We start from the raw sequence: 13,318 nt of genomic DNA, 5'->3' as shown, positions 1-13,318 counted from the left end.
CACGCGGAACCCCCCACGGGCGGTTCCCGGTCGGTCGTGCGCTGGGCGCCGGTCGGGATGGCCGTGCGCCCCCTCGCGGCGAGAGCTCGCGAGGAGAGAGCATGACCACCACCAGCGCCGGAGCACAGCCCGGAGCGCCCACCGCCGGCACCCCCGAGGTCCCCGTCGACCAGCCCACCCTGGACGGCGTCCCCGCCACCACCCCCCGCAGCCAGATGCGGGTGGTGAAGCGCAGCGGGGAGCACGAGCAGGTGGACCTCACCAAGATCGTCACCGCCATCGAGCGCTGCACCGACGGCCTGCCCGAGGTGGACCCGATGCGCGTGGCCACCCGCACCATCGCCGGCCTCTACGACGGCGCCACCACCGCCGAGCTCGATCAGCTCGCCATCGCCACCGCCGCGGAGATGACCGCCACCGAGCCGCAGTACTCGCGCCTGGCCGGGCGGCTGCTGGCGAATGTCATCGACAAGGAGGTCCGCGGGCAGGGGATCGGCTCCTTCTCCGCGAGCATCCGCACCGGCCACGACCAGGGTCTCGTCGGCGAGGTCACCCACCAGTTCGTCGCCGCCCACGCCGAGCAGCTCGACGAGGCCGTGCGCCGCGCCCAGGCCGCCCACGCCGACTGGCGCTTCGACTACTTCGGCCTGCGCACCGTGAACGACCGCTACCTGCTGCGCCACCCGCTGACCCGCGCGGTCATCGAGTCCCCGCAGTACTGGCTGATGCGGGTCGCCGCCGGCCTCTCGCAGACCGCCGACGAGGCGATCGAGTTCTTCGAGCTGCTCTCCTCGCTGGCCTACCTGCCCTCCTCGCCGACCCTGTTCAACTCCGGCACCCGGCACACCCAGATGTCGAGCTGCTATCTCATCGACTCCCCGCAGGACGACCTGGACTCCATCTACGAGCGCTACCACCAGGTGGCCAAGCTCTCGAAGTTCGCCGGCGGCATCGGCCTGGCCTTCAGCCGGATCCGCTCCCGCGGGGCGCTCATCCGCGGCACCAACGGGCTCTCCAACGGCATCGTGCCCTGGCTGCGCACCCTCGACGCCTCGGTGGCCGCGGTGAACCAGGGCGGCCGCCGCAAGGGAGCGGCGTGCATCTACCTCGAGCCCTGGCACCCGGACGTCGAGGAGTTCCTCGAGCTGCGCGACAACACCGGCGAGGACTCCCGGCGCACCCACAACCTCAACCTCGCCCACTGGATCCCCGACGAGTTCATGCGCCGCGTCGAGGCCGACGCCGAGTGGTCCCTCATCGACCCCGACACCGTGCCCGAGCTGCCCGACCTGTGGGGCGAGGCCTTCGACGAGGCCTATCGCGCCGCCGAGGCCCGCGGAGACGTGGTGCGCACGATCCCGGCCCGGCAGCTCTACGGGCGGATGATGCGCACCCTGGCCCAGACCGGGCAGGGGTGGATGACCTTCAAGGACGCCGCCAACCGCGCCTGCAACCAGACCAGCGACGACCAGACCCCGCGGGTGGCCGCCGACGGCACCCTCCAGCCCGCCCCGGTGGTGCACCTGAGCAACCTGTGCACCGAGATCATCGAGGTCACGAGCAACGACGAGACCGCGGTGTGCAACCTGGGCTCGGTGAACCTCGCCGCCCACCTGCGCTGGAGCGACGGCACCACCGGGCCCCGGCCGCTGGACCCCACCGCCACCGCCACCGGCCTCGACACCGAGCGGCTGCGCGCCACCGTGCGGCTGGCCGTGACCTACCTGGACCGGGTCATCGACATCAACTACTACCCCTCCGAGCAGGCGGCCGCCTCCAACCCGCGCTGGCGCCCGATCGGCCTGGGCTCGATGGGCCTGCAGGACGTCTTCTTCGCGCTGCGCCTGCCCTTCGACTCCTCGGAGGCCAAGGAGCTCTCGACCCGGATCGCCGAGGAGATCCAGCTCTCGGCGATGGAGCGCTCCACCGAGCTGGCCGAGGAGCTCGGGGCGCACCCGACCTTCGCCGAGACCCGCGCCTCCCGTGGCCAGCTGCAGCACGACCTGTACGGGGTCACCCCCACCCAGACCGAGCGCTGGGAGGCGCTGCGGGAACGCATCGCCGAGCACGGGCTGCGCAACTCGCTGATGATCGCCATCGCGCCGACGGCCACCATCGCCTCGATCGCCGGCTGCTACGAGTGCATCGAGCCGCAGGTGAGCAATCTCTTCAAGCGCGAGACGCTCTCCGGGGAGTTCATGCAGGTGAACCAGTACCTGGTGGCCGAGTTCCGGGCGCGCGGGCTGTGGACCGAGGAGGTCCGCGAGAAGCTCAAGACCGACAACGGCTCGGTGCAGGGCATCGCCGATCTGCCGGAGGAGTCGCGGCGGCTGTTCCGCACCGCCTGGGAGCTGCCGCAGAAGGCGCTCGTCGAGATGGCCGCGGCCCGGCAGACCTATGTCGACCAGTCGCAGAGCCTCAACCTGTTCCTGGAGAGCCCGAGCATCGGCAAGCTCTCGTCGATGTACCGGTACGCCTGGCAGGCCGGACTGAAGACCACCTACTACCTGCGCTCCCGGCCGGCCACCCGCATCCAGCAGGCCACCGTTGCTGGCGCCCGGGCCACGGCGAGCTGGGGGAGTGCCCAGCCGGCCGCGGCCCAGGCCGCCACCGGGCAGCGCACCGTCACCGACGCCGAGGCGCTCGCCTGCTCGCTGGAGAACCCCGAGACCTGCGAGGCCTGCGAGTGACGGTCGGCGCCCCCACCCCGCCCGTCACCGGACCCACGCCCCGCCACGAACCCACGGAGGACCCCATGACCGACCAGAACGCCGCCCCCCAGAACCCCACCGACCAGCTGCAGGCCGACGTCCGCGACGCGGTGGCCCAGGGCTCCCGCCTGCTCGACCCGGGGATGTCCCTGACCCTGCGCCCGATGCGCTACCCGCAGTTCTTCGAGATGTACCGCGACGCCATCAAGAACACCTGGACGGTGGAGGAGGTGGACCTGGCCGGCGACCTGCCGGACCTGCGCGACCGGATGACCCCGGCCGAGCGCCATCTCATCAGCCGGCTGGTGACCTTCTTCGCCACCGGGGACACCATCGTGGCGAACAACCTCGTGCTCAGCCTCTACAAGCACATCAACTCCCCGGAGGCGCGGATGTACCTCTCGCGCCAGCTCTTCGAGGAGTCGGTGCACATCCACTTCTACCTGAACCTGCTGGACACCTACGTCCCGGACGAGGACGAGCGGCACCAGGCCTTCGCCGCGGTGGAGAACATCCCCTCGATCCGCACCAAGGCCGAGTTCGCCTTCCGCTGGATCGACTCGATCGACGACCTGGAGCGGCTGGAGACCAAGGAGCAGCGCCGCCAGTTCCTGCTCAACCTCATCTGCTTCGGCACCTGCATCGAGGGGCTGTTCTTCTACGGCGCCTTCGCGTACGTGTACTTCCTGCGCTCCCGCGGGCTGCTCAACGGGCTGGCCACCGGCACCAACTGGGTCTTCCGGGACGAGTCGATGCACATGGCCTTCGCCTTCGAGGTCATCGAGGCGGTGCGCGGGGAGGAGCCGGACCTGTTCGACGACGCGATGGCCGCCCAGGTGCGGCAGATGCTCATGGAGGCGGTGGAGGCCGAGACCCAGTTCGCACACGACCTGCTCGACGGGGGCGTGGCCGGGCTGCCGGTGGCCGACATGCGGGCCTATCTCGAGTCGGTGGCGGACCGCCGCGCCGTGCAGCTGGGGATGCCGCAGATCTACGGGACGAAGAACCCGCTGGGCTTCATGGAGCTGCAGGACGTCCAGGAGCTGAGCAACTTCTTCGAGCGCCGCGTCTCGGCCTACCAGGTCGGGGTGGAGGGCAGCGTCTCCTTCGACGAGGACTTCTGAGCCGCTGACTCGTCGAGATGCGCACCGGTCCGCATCTCGATGGAGCCGCCTCCCCAGAACCGCACCGGTACGCATCTCAACTGTCGAGATGCGTACCGGTGCGGTTCTCGTGGTGGGGTGACGGGTGAGATGCGGACCGGTGCGCACCTGGCGTGGTCTGCTGGCTCCGGGGCGTACCGGTGCGCATGTGAACTGTCGGGATGCGTACCGGTGCGCCTCTCGTGTGTCGGTGCGCACCTCGCCGGTCAGGTCACGGGGTCCCGATGTGCACCAGGGCGTCGCCGGCGTTGACCAGGGGCATCTCGGTGCGCCCGATGACCACCCCGTCGCGGTCGGCCTTCACCGCGGCCAGCGCCCGGCCGAAGGAGTCCCACAGGCCGCCGAGCCGGTCTCCCCGGGTGACCTCCTGGCCGAGCTCGCACTCCATCTGGACGATGCCGCTGCGGCGGGCCCGCACCCAGCCGCTGGAGCGCAGCTCGACGGAGTCCGCCACCGGCGGCCCGTCCTCCCCGGGCGCGGTCATCCCTAGCTCGCCGAGCACCCGGTGCACCCCGGCCACGGCCGGTGCGATGGCCCACTCGTCGAAGCGCATCGCCTCCCCGCCCTCGTAGAGGAGCACCTTGGCCCCGTGCTCGCGGGCGGCCTGGCGCAGGGAGCCGTCGCGCAGCTGGGCGTGCAGCATCACGGGGGCCCCGAAGGCCCGTGCCAGCCGTCGGGTCAACGGGTCGTCGAGGTCGGCCCGGACCTGGGGCAGGTTGCTCCGGCGGTGGGCGGCGGTGTGCAGGTCGATCCCCACCTCGCACGGGGTCACCACCTCGGTCATGAACAGGTGCGCCACCCGGGCCGCCAGCGACCCGCGCGGGGAGCCGGGGAAGGAGCGGTTGAGATCCCGCCGGTCGGGCAGGTAGCGGTCCCCGGTCATGAAGCCGAAGACGTTGACGATCGGCACGGCGATGAGCGTGCCGCGGAACTCCTTCGGGTCCAGACCCCGCAGGACGCGGCGGACCACCTCGATGCCGACGACCTCGTCGCCGTGGACCGCGGCGCTCACCCACACCACCGGCCCGTCCTCCCGGCCGTGCACCACGCGCACCGGGAGGTTCGTCTCCGCGCCGGTGACTGTGCGCGTCATCGGCAGCTCCACCTTCTGCGACCTCCCGGCCCGTACCCGCACCGACCCGATGGGGAAGCTCGCGCGGGCCATCAGCGCCCCCGGTTCCGGCGCCGGTGCGCCACGGGGGGTCGCCCGCCGAGGTAGGAGGCCGCGGAGTCCACGACGAACCCCTGCCGCAGGGCCTCCCGGCCGATCAGCATCCGGAAGCCCATCTCGTCGCGGCTGGTGAGGGTGACCTCTGCGGTGGTCCGCTCCTCGCGCAGCACGAGGTCGAGCAGCACGACGACCCGCTGCTCGGTGTGCCCCGAGGAGCTGCGGACCGAGCGGCGGTCGTGCACCGGGCGGGTGAGGCGCACCGCGTCGGCGGCGGACTTCTGCCAGGGGTTCACCCAGAAGGTCACCCGGGCCACCCCCCGGTCGTCGCGCCACTCGAGCATGTCGAAGGCGTGGAGGGCCGAGGTGCGGGCCCCGGTGTCGATCTTGGCCTTGATCCACGGCACCCCCACGTCGGGGAGGGTCACCCACTCGCGCCAGCCGACGAGCACCGGCGCGCGATCGGGCGGGGTGCTCGGAGTCTGCTCCAGGGTCTCCTCCGGGGCGATGTCGCCGGTGGCTGCGAGCGCCTCGGGGGTGGCCTCCTGCACCGCGTCGTCGGCGGGCTCGGGGGCCTCGGTGGGCGTGTACGGGGGCACGGACCCAGTGTGTCAGGCTCCCCCCATGAAGATCGCCGTCCTGTCGCGCGCGCCGCGGGCCTACTCCACCCAGCGGTTGCGGGCGGCTGCGCTGGATCGGGGGCACGAGGTGAAGGTGCTCAACACGCTGCGCTTCGGGATCGACCTGACCGGCGACGAGCCCGACCTGCAGTTCCGGGGGCGCCGGCTGAGCACCTACGACGCGGTGCTGCCGCGCATCGGGGCCTCGATCACCTACTTCGGCACAGCGGTGGTCCGGCAGTTCGAGCAGATGGACGTCTACACGCCGAACACCAGCTACGGGATCGCCAACAGCCGCGACAAGCTGCGGGCCACGCAGATCCTCTCGAAGCACGAGATCGGGATGCCGCGCACCACCTTCGTGCGCGACCGGGCGGACATCAAGGCCGCGGTCGAGCGGGTCGGCGGGGCGCCGGTGGTCATCAAGCTCCTCGAGGGCACCCAGGGGATCGGGGTGATCCTCGCCCCGGACGTCAAGGTGGCCGAGGCGGTCATCGAGACCCTGCAGTCCACCCAGCAGAACGTGCTCATCCAGGAGTTCATCGCCGAGTCGCGGGGGCGGGACATCCGCGCCCTGGTGGTCGGTGACCGCGTCGTCGCCGCGATGCGCCGTTCGGCCCAGGGGGACGAGTTCCGCTCCAACGTGCACCGTGGGGGGAGTGTCGAGGCGGTCCGGCTCGACCCGGCCTTCGAGGCGGCGGCGGTGCGCTCGGCGCAGATCATGGGGCTGCGCGTGGCCGGGGTGGACATGCTCGAGAGCGACCGGGGGCCGCTGGTCATGGAGGTGAACTCCTCCCCGGGCCTCGAGGGCATCGAGCGGGCCACCGAGCTCGACGTGGCCGGCGCGATCATCGACTACGTCGCCGGGCAGGTGGACTTCCCGGAGATCGACGTCCGGCAGCGGCTCACCGTGTCCACCGGGTACGGGGTGGCCGAGCTCGAGGTGCACGCCGGGCACGCGATGGTGGGGAAGACCCTCGAGGAGTCCGGGCTGCGGGAGCGGGACGTCACCGTCCTCACGCTGCACCGGGGCACGTCGGTTGTCCCCAACCCGACGGGTCCCTCCGTGCTGGAGGCGGGGGACCGCCTGCTGTGCTTCGGGAAGCTCGAGGAGATGCGCTCGATGGTGGCCCCCAAGCGCCGTCGGCGGGCAAAGGTCAAGAAGCTCCCCGAGCAGGCCCTGGAGCACCCGGAGGGGTGAGCTCGTCGGGGGTGGGGTGCGCCGGGAGGCGCCACCGGTCGGGGGCCCGGTGGGAGCGCGGTGGGACTTCCGACCGGACATCCAGGGGTTCCGGGCGGTGGCGGTGCTGCTCGTGCTGCTCCACCACGCGGCGCTGGCCCCCTGCCCGGGGGTTGCGTCGGGGTGGACGTCTTCCTCGTCATCTCCGGCTTCCTCATCACCTCCCACCTGCTGCGGGAGCTGGACCGCACCGGCCGGGTGGACCTGGAAGCCTTCTGGGCCCGCCGCATCCGCCGGCTGCTCCCGGCCGCCGCCGAGGGGACGGACTACCTGGCCACCCAGGACCCGAGCGTCCTGCAGCACTACTGGTCGCTGGGGGCGGAGGAACAGTTCTACCTGCTCTGGCCGCTGGCCCTCAGGGCGCTCTGGGGGGGCGGCCCGGTCCTCCTCCCGCACGCGCGGGTTGCCCCGGGCGTGCGACGGCGGGGGCCCCACCGACCGGACCGCCGTCTCCCTGGGCGTGCTGGCGGTGGTGGCCGCGAGGCTGGCCACGAACCTGGCCTGGACCGACACCCGCCAGCCGTGGGCCTACTTCCTGCTGCCAGCGCGGCCCTGCTCCCGGTGGCCGGGGCCGCGCTCCCGGCCCACCTGGAGCCCTCCCTGGCCGACTCGCCGGAGGACCTGGTGGTCCTCTACGACGACGGCTGCGTGGGCGACTACCCGGACCGTCGCATCGACCCGGGCTGCCGGTGCGGCGCGGCGGATGAGGGGGCGAGCTCCTCCGCACCGGTCGTGCTCCTCGGGGACAGCCACGCCGCCATGTGGTTCCCGGGTCTCGACGCCGCCGCCTGGCAGTGCCCGGACGGCTTCTGCCCCCCGGTCCTCGGAGCCACCCCGGTCTACACGAATGCCGACCACGTGAACGCCACCTTCGCGGCCCGCACGGCCGCGGACTGGCGCGCCGCGCTCGCTGGCTGAACCGCGGCCGCCGCGGGGTGCGTCGCCACGACGCCGCTGCGCACACGGCATGGCGCCCGCCCCCCGAAGGGGACGGGCGCCACTCACACACCTGGTGGAGAAGAGAAGACCGTCGGCTCAGCCAGCCGTGAGGTTGGTGGTGTTGAGCAGGAGGTTCGGCGAGCCGTTGGCGCCGGAGATGGCGTCGGCGGTCGCCGTGGAGGTGAGCGCCTCGGTGACCTCGGCCACGGTGGCGGTGGGGTTCTTCTCCAGGTACAGGGCGGCGCCACCGGCGACGTGCGGGGAGGCCATCGAGGTGCCGGAGATGGTGTTGGTCGCGGTGTCGCTGTCCATCCAGGCCGACTCGATGTCGGAGCCCGGGGCGATGATGTCGACGCAGGAGCCGAAGTTCGAGAAGTAGGACAGCGAGTCGGTGTTGTCCGAGGAGGCCACGGTGATGGCGGACGGAGCAGCGGCCGGCGAGTAGTTGCAGGCGTCGTCGGTGTCGTTGCCGGCGGCCACCACGGTGGTCACGCCCGCCTGGGTCAGACGCTCGACGGCCTCGTCCTGGACGGAGGAGTAGGAGCCGCCCAGGGACATGTTGGCCACGGACGGGCCGGTGTGGCTCTCGGCCACCCAGTCCATCGCGGCGATGATGCCCAGCATGGAGCCGGAGCCGTCGCAGCCCAGCACGCGGACCGGGACGATGTCGGCGCCCTTGGCGACACCGTACTGCTCACCGGCGACAGTGCCGGCGACGTGGGTGCCGTGACCCTGGCAGTCCTCGGTGCCGTTGCCGTCGTCGATGACAGTGTGGCCGTCGAGCACGCGGCCGCCGAAGTCCTGGTGGGTGGAGCGGACACCGGTGTCGAGGATGTAGGCGGTCACGCCCTCGCCGGTGGCGTCGTAGTTGTAGGTGCCGTCGAGGGGCAGGGCGTCCTGGTCGACGCGGTCCAGGCCCCAGGGGGCGCCGGTCTGGGCCTCGTCGATCGAGACGGTCTGGTTCTTCTCGACGACCGCGATCTCCGGGTCGTTCTTCAGCTCGGCGGCCTCGGCGGCGGAGAGGTCGGCCGCGAAGGCACCGAGGTTCTTGTACTGGGCGGTGACGTTCATGCCCTTGGCGCCGAGCTCCTGGGCCTTGGCGGCGGTGGCCGAGGCGGTGGCCTTCTTGCCGGCGGAGGTGCCGAGCGACTGGGCACCGGCCGGGGTGTCCATCATGACGATGTACTCGGCATCGGTGGTGGGGATGACCTCAGCGGTCTGGGCGGCACCTGCGCCTGCCCCGGTGCCGACGGTGAGCGCGGCCGCGAAGGCCAGACCAGCGGTGGTACGAAGGGTAGCCATCAGATCTCTCCTGTGCTTGGTTCCCCAAGGTGTGAGCCTCCAGGGTGACCGGGTGTTCGGTCTGGGAAGACCCTCCCCTGGGAGATCTGCCATAACAAGCGGTTTGGGGAACTCCTCAGGGCGTCTTGGCGATCTCTTGACACGCTCTTGGACTGGCCGGGCCTGCTGGCCGCTCCGTCGCACCTGCTCTTGGTCTCGCGCCCAGCCCGTGCGAGGGGTGGCGCGCGCAGAGTGTGCGGCGCACGCCGAGGGCCCACCCCGGACGGGGCGGGCCCTCGGCGTGCGGTGGGAGCCGTCAGACGGCCCCGGGTTCAGCCGCTCAGCGGGTGGCGACGTCGTCGACCAGGAACGAGGTCTGGTTGCCGCTGTTCTCGGAGGAGGCGAACTCCACGACGACCTGCTGGCCGGCGTGGTCCGAGATGTCCAGGGACTGCGTCTCGTAGCCCCGGGAGCTGTCGAGGTTGGACCAGGTGCCCAGGGTCTCCAGCTCGTTGCCGCTGGCGTCGAGCAGGCGGACCTCCATCGTGTCGTGGGCCGAGTAGGAGGTCCACTCGTCGGTGTCGACGCCCAGCTCGAAGTCCAGCGCGGTGGAACCGGCCGGGATGGTGAGGGCCTGCTGCACCTTCACCTGGCTGGTGTAGCCGGCGCCGCCGAGCCACAGCTTGGAGTAGCCGCCGGCCGCCGGGTAGCCGAAGGAGCTGATGGCCCAGGTGTCACCGCTCCACCCCTGGGAGCCGTCCTCGAAGTCACCGTTCACGATGCCCGAACCGGGGGTGGGCTCCGGCTCCGGGGTCGGAGCCGGAGCACCCAGCAGGGCGGTGGTGTTCAGCAGCAGGTTCGGGGAGCCGTTCACGCCCGAGACGGCGTTCGGGGTGGCGCTGGAGGTGAGCGCCTCGGTCACCTGGGCGACGGTGGCGTTCGGGTTCTTCCCGAGGTACAGGGCGGCAGCACCCGCCACGTGCGGGGAGGCCATCGAGGTGCCGGACATCTCGGTGGAGCCCGTGCTGCTGGCGTGGCTGGCCGAGAGGATGTCCGAGCCCGGGGCGAGGATGTCGACGCAGGAGCCGTAGTTGGAGAACCAGGAGAGACCGTCCTGGTTGTTGGTGGACCCGACGTTGATGGCGGAGGCGGCGCGGCCCGGGGAGTAGTTGCACGCGTTGTCGGTGTCGTTGCCGGCAGCGGTCACGACGACGACACCGGCGTCGGTGAGGCGCTTGACGGCAGCGTCCTCCACGTCGGAGGCGCCACCACCGAGGCTCATGTTGACCACGGACGGGCCGGAGGCGTTCTCGGCCACCCAGTCCATGCCCGCGATCACGCCGGACGACGGGCCGCGGCCGTCGCAGCCCAGGACGCGCACGGGCACCAGGGTGGTGTCCTTGGCGACGCCGTACTTCTCGCCGCCGACGGTGCCGGCGACGTGGGTGCCGTGACCCTGGCAGTCGTTGGTGCCGTTGCCGTCGTCGATGGCGGTGGCACCCCCCTGCACGCGACCGGAGAAGTCGGTGTGGTCCGCGCGGATGCCGGTGTCCAGGACGTAGGAGGTGGTCCCGGCGCCGGTCCCGGCGTAGGTGTAACCGCCATCGAGGGGCAGGGCCTCCTGGTCGATGCGGTCCAGACCCCACGGGGCGCCGGCCTGGGTGTCGGTGACGGAGACGGTCTCGTTCTTCGAGATCGCGACGACCTCCGGGTCCTGCTCCAGCTCCTGGACCTGGGCGGACGTCAGGTCGGCGCTGAAGCCACCGAGGTGGGTGAACTACTGGCGGACCTTCATGCCCTTGGCCTCGAAGCGCTCGGCCTGGGCCTTCGTGGCGCGCTCCACCGCGGCCTGCGCGGTCTCGTTGGCCAGGGCCTTGGTGCCCTTGGCCTCGGCCGGCAGGTCCAGCATCACGATGTACTCGCCCTGCGGGACGTCGAGCACCTCGGCCTGGGTGGCGGTCGAGTCGGTGGCCGTAGCCGCCCACGACGGTGGCCGTGCGTCAGGAACGACGCCCCCGGTCAAGGCGCGGCCAGTTCCGGTTGCCGATCTCGCGCTTCCAGACCTCCCGCCAGGTCGGCACCCGGAGGTCCTCCTTGTGCCGGGCACGGGTGCGGGTCCAGACGATGCCCAGGGGGCCCAGCAGGTAGGGCACGAGCATCACGAGCCAGGCGCGGCGGAAGGACTGCAGGTCGTAGCTCCCGCCCTGGGCGTCCAGCGCCAGCCCGATGCCGAGGATCGTCGCCAGGGTCACCGCGAAGCCGCACATGATGATGAACCCGGTGGCGGTGCCGAGGCGCTCGGTCGGGGCGAAGGTGCGGGCGAAGTCGAAGGCCACCGCCGACCCGGGACCTCCCGTCGCGAGACCGACGACCCACAGGGTGAGCAGCCACAGGGGGGCCGGGCCCGGCCAGAGCACCACCATCAGCCACGGCAGGGCGTTCGCGATGACGACGAGGAGCACCAGGGTGGAGCGGCGCAGCGGGTGCCGCTGGGTGAGGAAGCCGACCATCGGGCCGACGAAGACCCCGAGCACGACGAGCAGGCTGAGCAGGCCGGAGGCGGTCGCGTCGCTGCGCCCCTCGGCGGAGGTCAGGTACGGGAAGCCCCACATCATCGCGAAGGTCATGGGGGCGAAGACGGTCGAGGCGTGGGTGAAGGCCCCCAGCCAGGTGCCCGGGTGACCCAGCACGTCGCCGAGACCGGCGCGGGGGCGGCCGCTGGAGCGGGGCGTGGTGCCGCCGGCGGGATGGTCCCGGATGAGCAGCCCCGCCACCAGGGCGGAGAGCACGGCGGTGGCCGCGGCCACGAGGTACGAGGTGCTCCAGCCCGTGGTCCGCAGGAGCCAGACGAGGGGCACGGCCGAGAGGATCTGCCCGAACTGCCCGGTCAGACCGGTGACCTGGGTCATGAGCGGCACCCGGCGGGGCGCGAACCAGGCAGGGACCAGGCGGATCGCCGAGGCGAAGGTCATCGCGTCCCCGGCACCCACCAGCACGCGCGCGGCGACGGCCCAGCCCAGCTGATCGGCCACCGCCATCGAGGCCTGGCCCAGGGCCATGAGCACGGCACCGATGGTGATCATGCGTCGCGGCCCGAAACGGTCCAGCATCACCCCGACGGGGAGCTGGGCCAGCGAGTACACGAGGAGCTGGACCACCACGAAGGTGGAGACGACGCCGGCACCGACCTCGAAGCGCTCGGCGGCGGGGAGCGCGGCCACCCCCATCGAGCTGCGGTGGAAGACCGCGATCGCGAAGGCGGTGGCCGCTGCGGCCCAGACCACCCAGGCGCCACGCGGCGTACCGCCCGCCCGGGGCGCGGTGGCTCCGGACGGGCGGTCGGTGGTGCTGGGGGAGAACTGCTCGGCCGTGCTGCCCCCGGTCACTTCGGGGGCATGCGCAGCGCGCCGTCGAGGCGGATGACCTCGCCGTTGAGCAGCGGGTTGGCGACGATGTGCTCCACCAGGGCCGCGTACTCCTCCGGCTTGCCCAGACGGGCCGGGTGCGGCACGAGGGCCTCCAGGGTCTCCTTCACGTCACCGGGCATGCCGGCCATCATCGGGGTCTCCATGACCCCCGGGGCGATGGTCATGACGCGGATCTGCGAGGCGGCCAGGTCGCGGGCGGCCGGCAGGGTGAGGGAGGCGATGGCCCCCTTCGAGCTGGCGTAGGCGGCCTGCCCTATCTGGCCGTCGTAGGCCGCCACCGAGGCGGTGTTCACGATGACGCCGCGGTCGCCCTGACCGCGCTCGTCCTCCACCGGCTCGTTCGCGGCCATGGCCTCGGCGGCCAGGCGCAGCACGTTGAAGGTGCCGACCAGGTTGATGTCGATGACCGTCTTGTACTTCTCCAGCGGCAGCACCCCCTTGCGGCCCAGGATCTTGCCCGGGGTGGCCACGCCGGCGCAGTTCACCGCGATGCGCAGGGTGCCCAGCTCGGCGGCGCGCGCCACGGCGGCGGCCACCTGCTCCTCGTCGCGCACGTCGGCGCCGGCGAAGAGGGCCATCGGGGCGTCGGCGGAGGCGCCGTGCTCCTCGTTGATCGCCTGCGCGGCCTGCTCGCCGGCGTCACCGGGGAGGTCCACCAGGACGACCTTCGCGCCGGCCTTCACCAGACGGCGGGCGGTGGTGTTGCCCAGGCCCTGGGCGCCGCCGGTGACGAGCGCGACGGTGTCGGGGGTGATCTGCATCAAGTGC

Annotated in this window: 11 protein-coding genes and 1 pseudogene; 4 read left to right on the top strand and 8 right to left on the bottom strand. The window is 72.0% G+C overall.

Annotated elements, in window-relative coordinates:
* The first annotated feature begins 101 nt into the window (after window positions 1-101).
* Together CFT82_RS04330 and CFT82_RS04325 are read left to right on the top strand one after the other, a co-directional pair.
* The gene (locus CFT82_RS04330) at window positions 102-2,690 is read left to right on the top strand and encodes a ribonucleoside-diphosphate reductase subunit alpha (protein WP_200815042.1); all 2,589 of its coding nucleotides are present in this window, start codon (window positions 102-104) and stop codon (window positions 2,688-2,690) included.
* 65 nt (window positions 2,691-2,755) lie between these two features.
* Window positions 2,756-3,835 carry a ribonucleotide-diphosphate reductase subunit beta gene (locus CFT82_RS04325; RefSeq protein ID WP_088817798.1) on the top strand — a complete coding sequence of 360 codons (1,080 nt, stop codon included), beginning with the start codon at window positions 2,756-2,758 and terminating at the stop codon, window positions 3,833-3,835.
* A gap of 250 nt (window positions 3,836-4,085) precedes the next feature.
* Here CFT82_RS04325 and CFT82_RS04320 read toward each other — a convergent pair whose 3' ends face one another.
* Window positions 4,086-5,039: a succinylglutamate desuccinylase/aspartoacylase family protein gene (locus CFT82_RS04320; RefSeq protein ID WP_088817797.1), complete on the bottom strand. Its 954-nt coding sequence runs from the start codon at window positions 5,037-5,039 to the stop codon at window positions 4,086-4,088.
* Window positions 5,039-5,533 (bottom strand): ATP-dependent zinc protease family protein, encoded by a 495-nt coding sequence (locus CFT82_RS04315; RefSeq protein ID WP_327078686.1) that lies wholly within the window; start codon window positions 5,531-5,533, stop codon window positions 5,039-5,041. Before CFT82_RS04315 ends, CFT82_RS04320 begins: the two co-directional genes overlap by 1 nt.
* A gap of 133 nt (window positions 5,534-5,666) precedes the next feature.
* Here CFT82_RS04315 and CFT82_RS04310 point away from each other — a divergent pair, with 133 nt between their 5' ends.
* On the top strand, window positions 5,667-6,863 hold the full coding sequence (locus CFT82_RS04310) for a RimK family alpha-L-glutamate ligase (RefSeq protein ID WP_088817796.1): 1,197 nt from the start codon (window positions 5,667-5,669) through the stop codon (window positions 6,861-6,863).
* A gap of 162 nt (window positions 6,864-7,025) precedes the next feature.
* Entirely contained in the window at window positions 7,026-7,820 is a 795-nt protein-coding gene (locus CFT82_RS12250; RefSeq protein ID WP_088817795.1) for an acyltransferase family protein, read from the top strand.
* A gap of 117 nt (window positions 7,821-7,937) precedes the next feature.
* Here the strand turns inward: CFT82_RS12250 and CFT82_RS04300 are convergent, their stop codons facing one another.
* The 6 genes and pseudogenes from CFT82_RS04300 to CFT82_RS04285 form a co-directional block, all read right to left on the bottom strand.
* Window positions 7,938-9,143: a S8 family peptidase gene (locus CFT82_RS04300; protein ID WP_088817794.1), complete on the bottom strand. Its 1,206-nt coding sequence runs from the start codon at window positions 9,141-9,143 to the stop codon at window positions 7,938-7,940.
* Between the two features lie 319 nt (window positions 9,144-9,462).
* A complete protein-coding gene (locus CFT82_RS12000) occupies window positions 9,463-10,677 on the bottom strand; it encodes a S8 family peptidase (protein ID WP_268807420.1) in 1,215 nt (404 codons plus the stop codon).
* 129 nt (window positions 10,678-10,806) lie between these two features.
* Window positions 10,807-10,878 (bottom strand): annotated as a pseudogene (locus CFT82_RS12320) (hypothetical protein); the annotation flags it as partial.
* A gap of 21 nt (window positions 10,879-10,899) precedes the next feature.
* Window positions 10,900-11,064 carry a hypothetical protein gene (locus CFT82_RS11685; RefSeq protein WP_159461855.1) on the bottom strand — a complete coding sequence of 55 codons (165 nt, stop codon included), beginning with the start codon at window positions 11,062-11,064 and terminating at the stop codon, window positions 10,900-10,902.
* Window positions 11,065-11,122: 58 nt separating this feature from the next.
* The gene (locus CFT82_RS04290) at window positions 11,123-12,508 is read right to left on the bottom strand and encodes an MFS transporter (protein WP_088817792.1); all 1,386 of its coding nucleotides are present in this window, start codon (window positions 12,506-12,508) and stop codon (window positions 11,123-11,125) included.
* The gene (locus CFT82_RS04285) at window positions 12,505-13,311 is read right to left on the bottom strand and encodes an SDR family NAD(P)-dependent oxidoreductase (RefSeq protein ID WP_088817791.1); all 807 of its coding nucleotides are present in this window, start codon (window positions 13,309-13,311) and stop codon (window positions 12,505-12,507) included. The genes CFT82_RS04290 and CFT82_RS04285 overlap by 4 nt, the downstream gene beginning before the upstream one ends.
* Between the last annotated feature and the right edge of the window lie 7 nt (window positions 13,312-13,318).

The organism is Kytococcus aerolatus, from assembly GCF_900187395.1.
Classification (GTDB): Bacteria; Actinomycetota; Actinomycetes; order Actinomycetales; family Dermatophilaceae; genus Kytococcus; species Kytococcus aerolatus.
This window is presented reverse-complemented; position numbering and strand designations above follow the sequence as displayed.

What these genes read in the sequence shown, in the direction of transcription:
- CFT82_RS04330 (WP_200815042.1), top strand. Translation starts at nt 102, where the DNA reads ATGACCACCACCAGCGCCGGAGCACAGCCCGGAGCGCCCACCGCCGGC.
- CFT82_RS04325 (WP_088817798.1), top strand. Translation starts at nt 2,756, where the DNA reads ATGACCGACCAGAACGCCGCCCCCCAGAACCCCACCGACCAGCTGCAG.
- CFT82_RS04320 (WP_088817797.1), bottom strand. Translation starts at nt 5,039, where the DNA reads ATGGCCCGCGCGAGCTTCCCCATCGGGTCGGTGCGGGTACGGGCCGGG.
- CFT82_RS04310 (WP_088817796.1), top strand. Translation starts at nt 5,667, where the DNA reads ATGAAGATCGCCGTCCTGTCGCGCGCGCCGCGGGCCTACTCCACCCAG.
- CFT82_RS04300 (WP_088817794.1), bottom strand. Translation starts at nt 9,143, where the DNA reads ATGGCTACCCTTCGTACCACCGCTGGTCTGGCCTTCGCGGCCGCGCTC.
- CFT82_RS04285 (WP_088817791.1), bottom strand. Translation starts at nt 13,311, where the DNA reads ATGCAGATCACCCCCGACACCGTCGCGCTCGTCACCGGCGGCGCCCAG.